Consider the following 15,456-nt stretch of genomic DNA (forward strand, 5'->3'; position numbering starts at 1 on the left):
CACTGAAGCCTAGTTATGCCATTTCGGCTCCAAACCTTTAGCAAATCGGTATAAAGCCATACTTTTGGATAGATAGCCAAGCCGGTGAAACTTGCTATTCTGTGAGAGGTCGCACACGCGCCTGTCACTCGAAACCCCACTCAACACGATGTCCCGTCTCCCATGCCTCAAAGCCCGTTATTGCGCTTCGTCTTTGCTATGCCTACTCCTGTTCTCCGCGGCTCCGACTATTTCTCCAGCGCAGACGGTCAGTGATGAGCCGGCAGCCGTCCATGAGGTTGATTTCGGACCGAATGTCTATGTCTTCGACCCTTCGATGTCGAAGCAGGTGATCCAAAGGAAGCTGGACGATATCATCGCCGTGACCGAGGCCAATCACTTCAAGCACGAGAAGCGTTTCGGTCTTTTGTTCAAGCCGGGCAAATACGAGGTCGACGCCCATATCGGTTTCTACACTTCGATTGCGGGCTTGGGCGCGCTTCCGGGGGAGGTCCAAATCGATGGCTATGTCCGTGTCGAAGCGGATTGGCATCCGGGGAAGAACGCCTTGGTCAATTTCTGGCGCAGTGCGGAAAATTTCACGGTGACCCCGCCGGATGGAACGAATCGCTGGGCCGTCTCGCAGGCGGCACCGATGCGGCGTGTTCATGTCAAAGGCAACCTGCAACTCGACCCGCGTGAACACGGTTTCGCGAGCGGCGGTTACCTGGCAAACTGCAAGGTCGACGGGCAGGCATCGACGGGTTCGCAGCAGCAATACATGTTGCGAAACAACAGTGTGGGCAGTTGGGCCGGTGCCGTCTGGAATAATGTATTTGTCGGTGTCGAGGGCGCTCCGCCGACGAGTTTTCCCAAGCCGCCCATCACGACCGTGCAGCGGGCCCCTGTGATTCGTGAAAAGCCCTTTCTCTACTACAATGCCGAAACCGGCTACCGGGTGGCGGTTCCGGGTGTGCGGAAATATGCGCGCGGCACCAGCTGGGCGAACGGCATGCCCACGGGCACATCGATTTCCCTCAGCGAGTTCTTTATCGCCAAGCCCGGAGTTACCGCTGCCGAGATCAACGCCGCGCTGGATGCCGGCAAGCATTTGCTGGTGACACCCGGTGTCTATCCGATCGATGAAACCATTCGCGTGACGCACCCGAATACCGTGGTGCTCGGCTTCGGTCTGGCGACTTTCGTCCCGCAGCATGGAGTGATCGGGATGCATGTGGCCGACGAGGAAGGGATCAAGATCGCCGGCTTGCTTTTTGATGCGGGGCCGGAGAAGTCTCCCGTGCTCTTGGAAGTCGGGGAGGCGGGGGCCCACAAGGACCTTTCGCACAATCCGATTTCCCTACACGATATCTTTGCACGGATCGGTGGGATGCATGTCGGCCATGCGACGACCGCAGTCCTGGTGAACTGCAACGACGTGATCGTCGATCACTTCTGGTTGTGGCGTGCCGATCATGGGGCCGGCGCCCGGGAAAACGCCACCGACCCGACCGGCTGGGATGACCCCAAAGCGGATTACGGACTGATTGTGAGGGGAAAGAACCTGACTGCTTACGGGCTCATGGTGGAGCACTTCCAGAAACATGATGTGCTCTGGGAAGCGGACGGGGGCAGAACATACATGTTTCAATGTGAGATGGCCTATGATGCCCCGAACCAGGAGAGCTGGATGGACGGCGAAACTCGCGGCTACGCCGCCTACAAGGTGGCCGACCCGGTGAACACGCACGAAGGCTGGGGCTTGGGAGTCTATGCCATCTTTCTGAATGACCCAACGCTAGTTGCCGAGCGCGGCTTTGAAGTGCCGGACAAACCCGGCATCCGTTTCCATAGCCTGTTGACGGTACCACTCGCCGGCCGGGGCACCATCCTGCACATCATCAACGATACGGGGGCCGCCGCCCGGGGTCCCGATACGGTTCCCCAGTTCCTGGAGCAATACCCCTGATCCAGACTACAGGCCCTGTTCCGATCGGATGCTCTGTGGTTTTCACTTGGTGCCCGCGAAACGAAACCATACTTTTGGTTAGATGACAGGGCTGCTCGTCCACTATAGAATATTACTGTTCTCAAGATATACCCCATATGAAACGAGACTATTATGACTGTGATTCGGCGAAAGGAGTGACTCCTTCTGCTTCGTCCGGGTTCGCACTCATCCTAGCCCTGAGCCTGATGGCTCTGGTGCTGTTGTTGATTCTTTCGCTCAGCAGTCTGGTTCAGGTCGAAACCCAAGTTGTTCATAACCAGAAATACCTGACCGAGGCGCAGCAAAATGCCATCCTTGGGCTGAGTCTTGCGATCGGTGAGCTGCAGACGACGCTCGGTCCGGACCAGCGCATTTCTGCCAGTTCGGATATTCTTTCGGGGAGCGATGCCACGAAGCGCCACTTGACCGGGGTCTGGGTCAGCGATCCCGATGGAACGAGTGTCGCGGGCCAATCGTATGCGGAAGGGGATTTGATCCGTTGGTTGGTCTCGGACGGCGTGGATGCGAGCGGCCGGCCGGTTTCCGGTTATCATACATCTGCCGTAGCGGCGGATGCCGTAACGCTTGTGGGCGAGGGGAGTGTCTCCGATGTGGAAGAGGATGGCTTGGAAAACGATTCCGTTCAAGTTGGCTTGAGCGCGATCGAGGACAGCTCAAAAAGCGGGCGTTACGCCTGGTGGATCGGTGATGAAGGCGTCAAAGCCACGATCAGTCTCAGCCAGACCAGCTATGGAGACAGTCCGAACGCCGATCAAGCGAAGCACCAATCCATCCTGAACCACCTGAGCAACCACAAAGGGGAAGTCGCTGTGATCGACCAGCTTTCCTCCAAGGTCACGACTTCGGTGGATATGAGCAACTTCGTCTCCGCCTCGGACCTGGTCAATGCCTACCAGAATGTGGACGAAGACGACGCCAAGGCCGAATTTCATGATCTGACCGCATGGTCGAAAGGTGTGCTGGCCGATGCCCGGAACGGCGGATTGAAAAAGGATCTTTCCCTCCTGTTTGAGTTGCCGGATTCCGAATTCGACCTTTCCGCCTATGGTGCGGCAGGACCGAACCGTATCAGTGTCTTTGGATACGGGAACACCAGCCTCTGGTCGGAGCCCTTGTTTGTCGCCGGGGACGCCGCGGGCCCGTCCTGGAATTTATTACGTGATTACTACCGATTCTACCATCGGATGGAAAAGCCGATGACGGATCCCACCCTACAGGGGCAGGATCATTATCCCAGTATGAGTGACATGCGTCAGGTGCATGGAATGAACCGGGATACGTCCTCCTATCAGCCTGCGCTGGTTCTTGGAGGCGGCGTGCCGAGTGAAGGGGACTGGACGCGGATCAACGGCTACCAGTTGGATACGCAGTTCCTCGGGGACGAGGGGGACTCCCTCCGGTTCACCAACCGGATAATGCCTTATATGATTCGTTTGCCCTATCTGCCGTATCTCCAGCGTTTCCTCTTGGAGCTGGGGGCGTTCCGGGCCGATCAGATGACCAATGCCGATGGGGATCCAGTGGAGAACGTCTATATCATGACGCGCGGCAGTGCGGTCTTTCATAACCCATATAATGTCAAAATCGACACGCCGATCATGGCTTTCAATTTCCAGGAAATGTATGTCAACCTGGAGTTTGAAGAGGACCCGACCGACGATGACAGCAACTTTGTCATCAATGGGGCCGCAGCCCGCCCCGGCAACGCGGTCTATGCGCCTGGCCAGGTCGTGGCGTGCCCGATGCGGGACTGGTTTGCCGATTGGGGGCCGACCTGGGGCATCTACGGGGATTGGTCGGGGCGTCTCAGTGGTATCGCCGGCAATTGGGATGGCTACACGCAACGTCCCAGCGACGACCCCTTCGATTTGAACTACGGGCCCTTTGTGAGCTCAAACCCCGATGAAGACCAAACGTATAAGTTCTGGATCGCAAACATGGTCGTCGGGCCGAGCCTCCGGGACGGCGAACCGCAGGATAGTATTGCGGGGGTCAACCAATGGGATAACCCGGTCACACTGACGAACAACGACCTCTCAGGGACTTTCTTCCTCGATGCTTATTTTTCAGCGGATGAGCCGATCGTCGAGAACATGATGGGCGCTCCGCGTTCGACTTCGCCCAAACGTATCTCAGCGGCATCGACCCGCAATAACCCCACACCGATTATGGGGGTCGATTATTTGCTCAAGCCCGCGATTTACACGGATCAGAATACACGTTATCCGGCCTACGCCTTTACCAACCCCGGTGCACTGGTCACTTCCAGCGCGAATTTATTCCCGGATCCGGGAAGTGGTGAAGCCGGCGGATTTCCCTTGCTGTCGCCGGACCGCCAATTCCGCATATTGGACCTGCCTCCCAGCGGGGCGACCGTGATCAACGAGGCCTGGGGCAATACCATTGACGCCAATGGCAAAGACGAAGTCGTCATGATCGACCTGCCGACCTTTCCTTTGATGTCCATCGGCTCGCTGCAAAATGCCCAGTTGTCTCACTTGGCCCAGATGCCGGCCCTGGCTGTGGCCAACTCCTTCGCCTCGCCCTACATTGACCCTACGAAAACACTGTCCACGTTCAATAACTGGCATGGCCAGTCGAGGTTGTTTTATGATTTGAGCTATCTCTCGAATGAAGCCCTATGGGATGCCTATTTCTTTTCCTCATACTCGATCCCCTATGATTCCTCGCGGGATGACTATAATGAAGGCAGCGATCATGTCGGCGACAGTTTCGATGCGGCCTTCGATACGGATTTCAGTAACCCGGACTTTCTCACCGGCGCTTTGCCGGACAAGCGCATGAAGCTGCTGCCGGAGGAAGGCGAATCGCTTGATGCGATCAAATCGAAATTGTTCGAGTCTTCGGGCGACCCCTTGGACTTGGGCTATCTCCGCTCTGCGGAAAATTTGCTGATGGAGGGCTCCTTTAATGTGAATTCCACCTCGGTCGATGCCTGGGTTGTGATTCTTTCCGCCGCCCGGGGGCTTGCCACCTATTTCGGTAACACCGAAGCCCGGGAGAACGACCACACCCAGATCTCCCGCTTGTCCCAACCGCTGAAAGGGGTCTTTGACGGCGACGAAGAGGGCGACGAAGCATGGGCCGGCTTCCGCCATTTGTCCGATGTCGAAATCCGGACCCTGGCCACAGCGATTGTCGCGGAACTCAAGGAACGGGTCGCCACCGTGAACAATAACCGGCCCTACCTCTCACTCGCCGAGTTTGTGAACCGCAGCCTGCGGTCCGACCGCTACGGACGCAGTGGCTTGCTGCAATCCGCCATCGACCAGTCGGGCATCAATGATGACTTCAGCCAGTCCGATATGGAAGTCACGAGCGCTTCGCTCAACGATGGTAACTACGGGCGTTTTCCCGAGCCCGGGAACATCCTCGATGCCAATGGTAACGGACGGTCCGCTGCGGCAGGAGCACCGGCCTATGTCCTGCAAGGCGATGTCCTGACCACGATCGGTTCCTTTATTCAAGTGAGAAGCGATACCTTTCGTGTTCGTGCTTACGGAGATGTCTTACATCCGCTGACTGGAGATGTGTTATCCTCTGCGGTGTGCGAGGCGGTCTTGCAGCGGGTTCCGAAGCCGGTCTTTCCCTCGTCTTCCGACCCTGAGGATTCGGACTACTGGGTGCCCGACGAAAGCCGGGAAAACCTGGGCCGTGCCTTCCGTATCGTGAGCTTCCGCTGGCTCAGTCCGGATGAAATCTAAGAATGTTACCTATGAAAGTGAAACTGCTCTATTTCGTCGCCTGCTTGTGGATGTTTCAAGTTTCATCGGCCCAGGAACCGGAGCCGGTCCGGATTTCCTTCGCAGCCTTTTCATTGGGGAAAAGCATCGGCGATCTGGCTTACGAGAGCGGTCAAGACGTCGAACATCTGGATGTCCCCTCATCCTGTCGCTCCGAACTCAAAACCTACACCGGAGGGCCGACGATCGTGTTTTTCACCGAGACTGCCGGAGAGGAGGGGCAAGTGCTCCGGAAGCCGGTAGCCCGGGTGGCCGTGCCGGCCTCCGGAAAGCGTTACCTGTTTGTTTTCATCGAGGACCACAAAGATGGCTACAAGGTCATGCCCTTGTCCGACGACATTGAGGATTTCGGTGCCGGCACCTATCGCTTTGTGAATTTCGCCGACTACCCGGTGGCCATCGAGCTGGGCGAGCAGCGAGAGATGATTAAGCCCAAAGGCATCACCGATATCAAAGGCAAGCTGGAGAGTGATCAATATTACGATACCCTCATGATCTCTCTACCGGAGGCGGAGAAGCCACGCAAGGCGTTCAAGGGACAGATCTACTTCTCCGCCGAGCAAAGGATGCTGTATTTCGTTTACCAAAAGCCCAATAGCCGTCCCGGAACGATCAAACTCATCGGCATCTCGGAAATGCTCCAGTCAGAGGCACAAGCGGAATAAGCCATAAGTTAGATTATATACCACGCCGATCTGCCTTGCCCTTGGGGAGAGATGTATCGGTTTTTCCGATTTCCGATTGATGGTCGCTTAACGAACTAGCATTCTTGGCTAGCGGGTTGGATGGGATTCATTTCGTTCAGGCCCAACTTGATGTATTCGCCTGAAGGAATGCGGGTGCCTGATGTTTGAATCGCATCGGACGAGTGATTCAACAGCCAGATGCTGTCACTTTGGGGATCCGGGTAAATGGCAACACGTTCACCGAGGGATTCGTAGTCATTGATTTGGGCCTTGCGGGCTGCCTTTTGGGCGAGGTCGGTGATCAGGGCTTCGGAGTGGGCTGCTGCGTAGTAGACGGTTCCTTTGTGAAAGCGATGGATCAAACTAGCGGGCTGCCCTTTGGATGGGCCATTCAAGAAGGTGGCTTCGACTTGAGCGGTGGTCGGAGTGACCCTTTCGACGAAAGGATCGCAGTCGACGATCGTTTCGCCCAACTGAGCTTGGATGCGACCGCTTTCGCTCGGGAGGGTGCGGTTGCGTGCCATGGTAAAGCCGAGCACATCGGCCAGGGCTTCGCCGGGAGTGTTGTAATTCTGGCCCCACTGGTCTTTATGCATCGTCTTTGCGACGCCCAGCAGGGTGCCACCTTGGAGGACAAAGCTACGGATCGCGTCACTCATTTCCAATGATAGGAGCTGTGCGGAGGGCATGACGAGGAGTTGATAGCCTTCGAGTGGGGTGCCTGGTTGGATGATGTCGACGGAGATGCCGAGGCGGGCCAGGACTTGATAGGTGGTAAGCAGGCGTTTGCTGTAAGGGATCTCCCCGCGGTTATGAATGTATGGATCTGGAGTGAGCGAGATTCGGGCACAATCCGGGCAGTAGAGGACGGCTGCTTTGGCTCGGGGGAATTTCGCTGGGATCGGGCTTTGGAATTCAGGTCGGGCTGCGATGTCCTGCATGAACTTGATCCGTCTTGGGTCCGGAGTGCCGCCCCAGTCGCAGAAGGTTTGGGTTTCATTCTCCGCGTTCGCGGGGTGGTTACGCCAATGCCACATGATAATACCCTGAGCTCCATGGGCGAGCATTTCGGCCCAGAAGGCCGGTTGGATCGGTTCCGGGAGAGAATTGGTCTCGAAGATCCAAAAAGGCTGGTGCTTTGCACTTCGGAAGAGGTCGTGTCCCAGCGCGTTGCTGGCAAAGGCTGTGGAAAAATAGGAATCCCACCCAACGGTATCGACCACTTTGGCCCAATCCTGATGGTCCAGTCCGCGGTCAAAGATCGCCGTAGAGTTAGTCGATACCCAATGGGATGGATCGATGATTGGCCGAATGACATCGTATTGCAGCTGGATGAAGTGGCGGATGCTTTCGCTGAAGAAGCGGGAATGATCGAGCACCTGGCCCATGGTCGAGCGTTTATTGGCGGGTATGCCGATCTCACCCCAGTCGCTGTATTCCTGACTCCAGAAGCGGGTGCCCCAGCGTTGGTTCAAGGTCGCTAAATCGCCGTGTACGCGCTTGAGGTATTGCCGAAAACGGAAGGTGGCGGAGCGACTGTGGCTCTCCGGTGGGGCGGCCTCGGGGCCCATGAGCTCGTTGTCGATTTGCCAGCCGATGACGGCGGGATGCTGGCCGTAGCGTTCGGCGAGCACTTTCGCAATTTCGACCGAGTAGTGTTGATAGATATCGTTGCAGACATCCGCGTCGCGGCGTCCACCGGGTTGGTGCCGGAGGCCGTCCCGGCTAACAATCATCATTTCCGGATACTGCGTGGTCAGCCAGGGAGGCGGTGTGGCGGTCGGAGTGCCGATGATCACTTTAAACTCAAGCGAGTTGGCCAGATCCATGAAGCGGTCGAGCCAGTCGAATTGATACTCGCCCTCACGCGGTTCGATTGCGCTCCAGGCGAATTCAAGGATTCGCAACGTATCCAAGCAGGCCGTCCGCATGTTCTGCAGGTCCTGCTCCCACTCGGATTCGTCCGTGATCTCGGGGTAATAACTGGTTCCAAATCGCATGATACAGCTTTATTCGTCGATGGAGATGGTTTTATCTCTAAACTAACATGCAGCAAGAGAGAAGGGGGGAGGTCTGTCAGCGGTTGGGCCCATCGAAGCGCGCGCGCCATTCGGGGTCTAAAGTCGTTTCTTTTCCGTTGTAGAGGACGCTCTCGGCGTGGCCGTCGATAAAGACGGCATTCACATTATTGCCGTGTCGCCCAATACCGATCCGATCCGGGGTGGAGTGGGTGACGTTTCGGCTGGTGCTATCGAGAAAAGCGATCGTTCGTGAGGCGTATGCGCTGTTATCCATGACCGTTCTGTGCATGTCGGGTCTGTCTTCGCCCGCGGAGGCGTAGTAGGCAGTATTGATCCCGTAGCAGTTGTTGTCGCGCTGGACTCTTGGGTGGGCGCTGTTGTAGTCGACAGACGGGCACCAGAAGACTGTTGTCTGTGCGACTTCGGGCGAGAGCTTCGTGATGTCGGACAGCGTGTGGATTCCTGAAGGTAGGCCTAGATACGGAATCAGGTCGCTGTGCCATGTGGTCATGGTCGGGTTGGTTTGCTGCCTGTCGTTGGTCGAGTAGAGCTTCGCCGCGACCTGCAGCTGCCTAAGGTTGTTCAGACATTTGGCATTGTTGGCGGACTCGCGGACCCTGGCGATTGCGGGGATCAGGATAGCCGACAATACGGCAATGGTTGCAATGACGGACAGCAGCTCGATCAGGGTAAACCCGGAGCGTGGGGAGATGGCTTGCTTTGGAGGGTGAGGGTTCATTGTCGTCTCGATTTCTAGAATTTGGGATCTTGCGTCATCGTTTCCAGTGGTGCCGGTGTCGTTGGGGCGACTACTTCCATCTCCTTCCAGCTATATTTTGTATAGACGGGACTGAGTGACGTTTGCTTGCCTTCCATGGGCGAAGTTCCGGGCGTTTCGCTGGCGATGCTTGCGGTAAATGCGATGGAGACTTGCTTACTTGATGCACTCGCCGTCGCTTGATCGCCAAAGGTGAAAGCCCTGCGCGGCCCGGAATAAAAAACGAGATCAATGTAAAATTTGTTGTTTCCTTCTGATGTTTCCAAGTGCCCCATGTATTCGCCGAATGTTGCTTCGATGGTGTTGAGGGCGAAGTGCAGGCCATCGAATTTGAAGCGCCCGAACCCTTTAGCCGAATCCAGTTCGACGACTTCGATTTGCTTGGGTTCGATGCCTTCGACTTCAAAGCGCAGCCGTAAGTCGTCGGCTTTAAACTGGCCATTCGTGAGCCGGTCGAAGTAGGGGTGGCGGTCACCCCCGTCGGTCGCGAGTCCAAGTGCCGCGAGGATATTGCCTTCTTGTTGCGCGCAATAGAACTGCATGGCGGTGAAATCATAGCCATCATGCAGGAACCGCAGTCTCAGCGAGCGGACTTGGCCCGGTTTGCCCCAATAGGCCAGGAGCGAGCGGCGCTGGTTGTTCAGGTCGCTGTAATTCACGCTGCCGAGTGAAAATTCCGGATGTTGGTAGGTGGTGCCGATGATATTCTTGCTGCCTTTGGCAAAGGCTTTTGTGAGGGTGCGCGGTTTGGATGCGATCGATGCGTTCGCGTCAAAATAATGCCGGAGCTTTTCGGGACATTTATGCGACAACCGGTGCTGGTCCAGAGTTGGCACTTCGTTGGGATCTTCACGTCCGAGCGCGCGCTGGATGGAGCCTTCGATTTGAGGCGTCAGCAATGTTTCATAGCAACGGCTGTGTGGTCCGGACCACTGTCCGGTTTGTGGATGGAAATACAGGGCGATTTCCTGCCAAGCGAGTTCATACAAGTTATCGATGAGTGCACCTAATTCCGGAGCCTCGACAAACCGGCGAAGGCGGCGCAATTCATTGAGCGCGACATTTGTATAGGGTGGGCTGTTGTATTCCGAGAAGGTGCCTAGTTCAAAGGTATAGTCATGGAAGCGCTGGATCCGGTCGCTTGCGAATTCGGTCAGCTCGTTGTCGTTTAATAGCTCACCGGCCAGCAGACAGACGAAACTGCCCATGATTACGATGTTGGTGTAGCCCAGAGGCACGTCTCGCTTCTTGATGGAGCGGGCGGCATTGAGGATGGCACGGTCCATCTGCTGGAGCAGTTCTTCAGGGAGGCGGTCGGCATGAGTCAGGTGGGCTTCCAGAAGTTGGGCGCCGCAGAAATCTGCCCAGTTCCAGTCCGGCGGATCCATTTCCTGGATCGATTCTTCAAGAAACCAAGGCCAAATCCCATAGGTTTCACTACTCGGGTCTTGGTCCTGCAGCGAGATGACTTTGCCGAGAATATCGATCGCAATTTTTAGGTCGTCCGGGCTGCCGGTGTCGAGGAGGGCGACTGCAAATTTCAGCGATTGCCGTGTTTCATGCACGGTCGGGCCTTTGTAAGTGGTGTGGTAACCGGGACTCGCGAAAGGGGTGCTCAGCATGCGGGTGGCTGGCGTGTAGTCTTTCCGTGCTTGGGCGACAGCTTTTTCGAGCTGTCTTCTTTCAAAGTCGGTCAAGCCTTCGAGGGCTTGAGGATGGTCTGTGGCGACTGTCATTGAGCTTTTTTGTTTAAATTCGCTTGACCTTAATCATAGTGAAAACAATTCTACAATAATAATTCTAGAATAATTATTCTGTAATAATAAGTAAGTTCTCGATTTCACATGGATTCACGTCTCCCCAAAACGATTAAAGGCAGTGCGACTCGCAAGCAGGAGCAGGTTGTCGATCAGATAGTTGCTTTAGCTCGCCAGTATGGGGCTGGGATGAAGCTGCCGACAGTGGTTGAGTTGTCCAAGTCGCTCGGCGTGACGGTTTCTACTGTGGACCGCAGCTTGGGGCGTCTGGAGGAGATGGGTATCGTGCGCCGTAAGCGGGGGAGCGGTATTTATGTCTCCTCGCAGATTGATCAAAAGCGGATTGGTCTGGTTTTCGGGCGTAATGTGTTTGGTTCCGGAAGTTCTCCTTTCTACCGGATGCTCATTCAGTGCTGCGAGCAACGTGCGCTGCGGCATAATGAAGCTTTTTCATTCTATCTGGATACGCCGCAGCTGGGGCGCGACGAAGAAAATGATATCCATCATGATTTGGCGGACGCACTTTCGCGGGGTCGTTTGGATGGCATTCTCGTTGCTAGTAAGCGTAGTCCGGAGCAGGACCGGCTACTCCGATCCTATGGTTTACCCATGGTGGTGCTGAGCGCCAACACATCGGGCTATGGATTGGTCGGGTTTGATATGGAGTTTTTTCTGGAGCAAACCCTTTGCGTGTTGAAAGAGCGGGGTTGTGAGTCGATCGGTTTTATTTCCACGCGGCCCTATCAACGGGAAGTTTTTGAAAAGGTTACGAAGCGTGAAGGCGTTACGGTTGATGCTGACTGGGTGAAGTGCCTCCCCGGGCCTGATATCATATCACCGGATCGCTATGAGGCCGAAGGGCGACGGTTGATGGGAGCGCTGCATGAGGCGAATTCGGGACGCATGCCGGATGGAATTATCATTGCGGATGACATGCTTGCGCGCGGTGCTTGCGATGAATTTGAACGTTTGGGCGGCGTCGTCGGTGGCGACGTCAAATTCGCGGTTCAAGTGAACCGTGGCTGTGATGTCTTACACAATTGGAATGATCGCCTGATCCAATACGAGATGGATTCCAATGAAGTTGTGGAAGCGATGTTTACCGAACTGGAAGCTCTCATGGAACAGCCCAACGAACCGCGTCCACCTGTTTTTGTTAAAGGCCATTTGAAGGCGTAGCCCCTTTTATTTCCTAAACCCACTCGAACCCTAAAAATATAAACTATATAAAAATTATGAAACATATCCCTATCCTTGGAATTACCCTCTTTGCGGCATCTGCCGTAAATGCGCAAACGACTATTTTCGATCATACTTTCGATGGAAGTGGCAGCACGGCTCTGGGCACCACCACAGAAGATTACAGTGGTGTAGCATGGTCTACCGATGGATTTGATGGGACGGACTTTATTTTTGCAGACGGGACAACGGATTCGCGCGCGGCCGCTTTGCTTGCCTACAGTTTTACTTCCGGCACTTACGAGATAACTGCGACTACGCTTGTCGCGGACACATTTTTGGGAATAGGTTTAACTACTTCTGATCCCGTTCAAATGGCTTATGTAAACGATGGAGATAGTTACTCTACGTTTGCGATTCGCTCAAATGGTGACTTTGAGTTCTGGGAAGGGCCTGGCAGTTCTATTACAAATGATGGAGGGGCCGTCGGTGATTATAATGGAGGCGACTACGGAAATGGGCCTCGTGTCGGCACCTTGCGCATGGTTCTTGAATGGGATGCGACCACTCATACGGGCACAATTGCCGGCTACTATACACCCAACGGAGGGACTGAATTCCAGGTAGATTTAGACGATCAATCCGCATCGATGACGAATACGATCAGCACGAGTGGTGCGGCTTTAACAGGTGTCGGACTGGTCTTCGATGGTCGAAATGGCGGGCAGTATGGAACTTTCACTATGACATCCATCCCCGAACCCAGCACCTATGCGTTGATTGGAGGTGTTGCAGCTCTGGCGCTGGGTGTGTGCCGTCGTCGCAAATAAAACCCGCGGTAAATGTTTAAATTAGATGCGCTGTCTACCTTTGTAGACAGCGCTCTTTTTCGCCTTCTGCAAGCTACGCTGCGAATGCTCTAGGACTCTTGTATCTGGAGATCACCATTATCCCCAAATTAAATCAGCTAAGATGAGCCGGTTGTTATTACTCCCTTTCTGCATCCTGAGCCTGCTACAGTTTGTTTCTGCTCGCACGCAAATCCCTCAGATCAATTGGGTTTCGGCAAGTGACTGGGTTAATGTGCAGGAACATGGTGCCGTGGGCGATGGCGTAGTCGACGATACGGATGCAATTCAAGCATTACTCAGTGATCTGCATCCCGGCAGTGTGCTCTATTTCCCTCCGGGTGAGTATCGGATTACCCGTGAGCTGTTGATTGAAAAGTCACAGGTCGGGAACCCGCGTGAGAAGCGCCTCATGGGGGCTGGTTTTTACGGTCATGGTTCAGATACGATCCTAAAATACGACGGTGAGCCTAGTGCGGTCATGTTGCGCATTCGGGGGATGCTTCATTATCACATCGAAGGCTTCGTTTTTGATGGGGGCGGTAAGGCGCGTGTCGGTATGTATCACGACAACCGCTTGGAGGGGAAAATGCTCTTCGAGACGCACCTCTACCATGAGTTCGTCACCATGCGGAACTTTACGGAGTATGGCATTCTATTTGGCGATCTGGACGACAACCCCGGAGGGGCGAGTGCCGAGACCACGTTCCAGCACATGATCTTTGAAAACTGTGGCACCGGGATCACTTTCAATAAATTCAACGACTACAACTTTACCTTCGATGGCTGCACCTTTCGTGATAATGCCCGCATGGGAATCGAATGTATGAACGGCAATTTCTATGTGCGTAACAGTCGCTTTGAAAACAACGGGTTGGATGTGTCTGCGAACCCCGAGCACTCCAGCAGCATACGTCGATCCGTTTCGGTGGGGTCGGGGGCCTTTCTTGAATTTACCAATTCGGTGTCGCCTTTCACCGTGGAGAATTGTCTCGTCACGGATTGGCAACGGGCGGCTGCCATTACTGCCTCGGGGGCTCCTCTGTTGATTTTCGACAATCACTTTATCAGTTCGATGGACAAAGGTGCAGTGATCGATTCGGACCATGCGCAGAACGTTGTTTACGCCGCCAACTCGTTTGAAGGCGCGAAGCGGCTGTTCGCTTCTGATTCCGGAAATTACGTGACCGCCGAACTCCCGGAAGTCTCTCCTTTGCGCTTGGATGCCGCGATGAACTTCATGCCGGATCAGGTCGAAGTGCCCGGTTGCTATTTTGATGTGAAAGAGGATTTCGGTGCGGTTGGAGACGGCAAAGCCGATGACACGGATGCGATTCAAGCTGCCATCGATGCGGCGCGTGCGCATGGGAAATTTGCACAAGTGTATTTGCCTCATGGCGAATATCGTGTGACGCGGCCTCTTCGTTTGGAGGGCGGTGACTATGTTTTTGGAGGGGGAACCCTATACAGTGAGATCTATTTCGACGGTGACCCGGATGACGATGCCATTGTTGTGGCACCTGAAGGCACGCTGACTTTGGATAACTTTCGCGTGAAGCGGTCCGCACTTAAAATCCGCAGGGAAGACCGGGATGAAGGCTGGCGGGTTCGAACTTACAAAGTCGGCGTATTTGATGGGAGCGGGGCGGACATTCGTCAGTTGCCTTCTGAAAATGGCTCACATGTTGTGTATCATTCGGTCTACGTCACTGGGAAATACGTGGAGCTGCCGTTTCAGCTCGGGCTACGTTTTGACGGGTTGCGGGCGCATGATTCCGTTGTTCTTGAGAATACCGAAGGCAATTTGCAGTTCTTCGGCTCTGGGGATGCCACGATTCTGCAAACAGTCGGTTATGAAGGCACTTTCTGGGTTCGTGGTGAAACCCGTGGCGGTTTTCTTGGGGTGATGACGCGCTTGGCCACGCTGACAAAACACAGTATTTTTGTGGAGGATAGCCAGTCCTTCGTCGCGAGTGATTTCTACGAAGAGCAAGCCCCGCCCGAAGCGATCGTGTTGACAGGGAAAGCGGGAGATCCCCCGGGGCGGTTGACTTTGGGATTTGTGAAGACCGACCGTTTTATTCACATCCGAGATTACGTCGGGGAGGTCAATCTGGTGGCCAGCCAATTCTATCAGCACAAGAGTAACCCGTCTCCGGGGATCGTTGTGGCGGGGGAGCCGCCGGTCATCAATTTGGTCTCCAATTTCTTCTATATTCCAGAGTTCTCCGTGAAGCCAGCTGACACTTTGGTCAATAGGGTCGGTAGCTCCGGCTCATCCCCGCATAATGCGGCTAAGATGACAATCAACGATGTCCATGAAGCCGGTCAAATCGAAGGCGCCATCCATGACTTGCGCAAGCTTGGTTGGGTCGATTGGCAGCTCAAGCATCCGGAGCTGCTTGAATTCAATGATGCGGAATAGCGATTAAT

The 15,456-nt window shown here is 54.9% G+C and carries 9 protein-coding genes; 6 read left to right on the top strand and 3 right to left on the bottom strand.

Going from position 1 to position 15,456, the window contains the following annotated elements:
• The first annotated feature begins 148 nt into the window (after window positions 1–148).
• The 3 genes from O2597_RS02655 (at window position 149) to O2597_RS02665 (ending at window position 6,419) form a co-directional block, all read left to right on the top strand.
• Window positions 149–1,948, top strand: a complete 1,800-nt coding sequence (locus O2597_RS02655; RefSeq protein ID WP_269522636.1) for a coagulation factor 5/8 type domain-containing protein — start codon at window positions 149–151, stop codon at window positions 1,946–1,948.
• Between the two features lie 137 nt (window positions 1,949–2,085).
• Complete coding sequence (locus O2597_RS02660) at window positions 2,086–5,715, top strand: hypothetical protein (RefSeq protein ID WP_269522637.1); 3,630 nt, start codon at window positions 2,086–2,088, stop codon at window positions 5,713–5,715.
• Between the two features lie 11 nt (window positions 5,716–5,726).
• Entirely contained in the window at window positions 5,727–6,419 is a 693-nt protein-coding gene (locus O2597_RS02665) for a hypothetical protein (protein ID WP_269522638.1), read from the top strand.
• A gap of 95 nt (window positions 6,420–6,514) precedes the next feature.
• Here O2597_RS02665 and O2597_RS02670 read toward each other — a convergent pair whose 3' ends face one another.
• The 3 genes from O2597_RS02670 to O2597_RS02680 form a co-directional block, all read right to left on the bottom strand.
• Window positions 6,515–8,440, bottom strand: coding sequence for a beta-galactosidase (locus O2597_RS02670; RefSeq protein WP_269522639.1), 1,926 nt, complete (start codon window positions 8,438–8,440; stop codon window positions 6,515–6,517).
• 76 nt (window positions 8,441–8,516) lie between these two features.
• Window positions 8,517–9,200 carry a type II secretion system protein gene (locus O2597_RS02675; RefSeq protein ID WP_269522640.1) on the bottom strand — a complete coding sequence of 228 codons (684 nt, stop codon included), beginning with the start codon at window positions 9,198–9,200 and terminating at the stop codon, window positions 8,517–8,519.
• A 14-nt stretch (window positions 9,201–9,214) separates the two neighbouring features.
• On the bottom strand, window positions 9,215–10,975 hold the full coding sequence (locus O2597_RS02680; RefSeq protein ID WP_269522641.1) for a hypothetical protein: 1,761 nt from the start codon (window positions 10,973–10,975) through the stop codon (window positions 9,215–9,217).
• A gap of 108 nt (window positions 10,976–11,083) precedes the next feature.
• On the opposite strand from O2597_RS02680, the gene O2597_RS02685 reads away from it, so the two are divergent.
• From O2597_RS02685 to O2597_RS18700, 3 genes are all read left to right on the top strand, one after another.
• Window positions 11,084–12,175, top strand: coding sequence for a GntR family transcriptional regulator (locus tag O2597_RS02685; protein WP_269522642.1), 1,092 nt, complete (start codon window positions 11,084–11,086; stop codon window positions 12,173–12,175).
• Window positions 12,176–12,231: 56 nt separating this feature from the next.
• Complete coding sequence (locus O2597_RS02690) at window positions 12,232–13,005, top strand: PEP-CTERM sorting domain-containing protein (RefSeq protein WP_269522643.1); 774 nt, start codon at window positions 12,232–12,234, stop codon at window positions 13,003–13,005.
• Window positions 13,006–13,147: 142 nt separating this feature from the next.
• A complete protein-coding gene (locus O2597_RS18700; RefSeq protein ID WP_269522644.1) occupies window positions 13,148–15,448 on the top strand; it encodes a right-handed parallel beta-helix repeat-containing protein in 2,301 nt (766 codons plus the stop codon).
• Window positions 15,449–15,456 lie beyond the last annotated feature (8 nt).

The organism is Coraliomargarita parva, from assembly GCF_027257905.1.
Lineage (GTDB): Bacteria > Verrucomicrobiota > Verrucomicrobiia > Opitutales > Coraliomargaritaceae > Coraliomargarita_A > Coraliomargarita_A parva.

Bases quoted from the DNA above. Each gene is read 5' to 3' on its own strand.
- O2597_RS02655 (WP_269522636.1), top strand. From the start codon at position 149: ATGTCCCGTCTCCCATGCCTCAAAGCCCGTTATTGCGCTTCGTCTTTG.
- O2597_RS02660 (WP_269522637.1), top strand. From the start codon at position 2,086: ATGAAACGAGACTATTATGACTGTGATTCGGCGAAAGGAGTGACTCCT.
- O2597_RS02665 (WP_269522638.1), top strand. From the start codon at position 5,727: ATGAAAGTGAAACTGCTCTATTTCGTCGCCTGCTTGTGGATGTTTCAA.
- O2597_RS02670 (WP_269522639.1), bottom strand. From the start codon at position 8,440: ATGCGATTTGGAACCAGTTATTACCCCGAGATCACGGACGAATCCGAG.
- O2597_RS02675 (WP_269522640.1), bottom strand. From the start codon at position 9,200: ATGAACCCTCACCCTCCAAAGCAAGCCATCTCCCCACGCTCCGGGTTT.
- O2597_RS02680 (WP_269522641.1), bottom strand. From the start codon at position 10,975: ATGACAGTCGCCACAGACCATCCTCAAGCCCTCGAAGGCTTGACCGAC.
- O2597_RS02685 (WP_269522642.1), top strand. From the start codon at position 11,084: ATGGATTCACGTCTCCCCAAAACGATTAAAGGCAGTGCGACTCGCAAG.
- O2597_RS02690 (WP_269522643.1), top strand. From the start codon at position 12,232: ATGAAACATATCCCTATCCTTGGAATTACCCTCTTTGCGGCATCTGCC.
- O2597_RS18700 (WP_269522644.1), top strand. From the start codon at position 13,148: ATGAGCCGGTTGTTATTACTCCCTTTCTGCATCCTGAGCCTGCTACAG.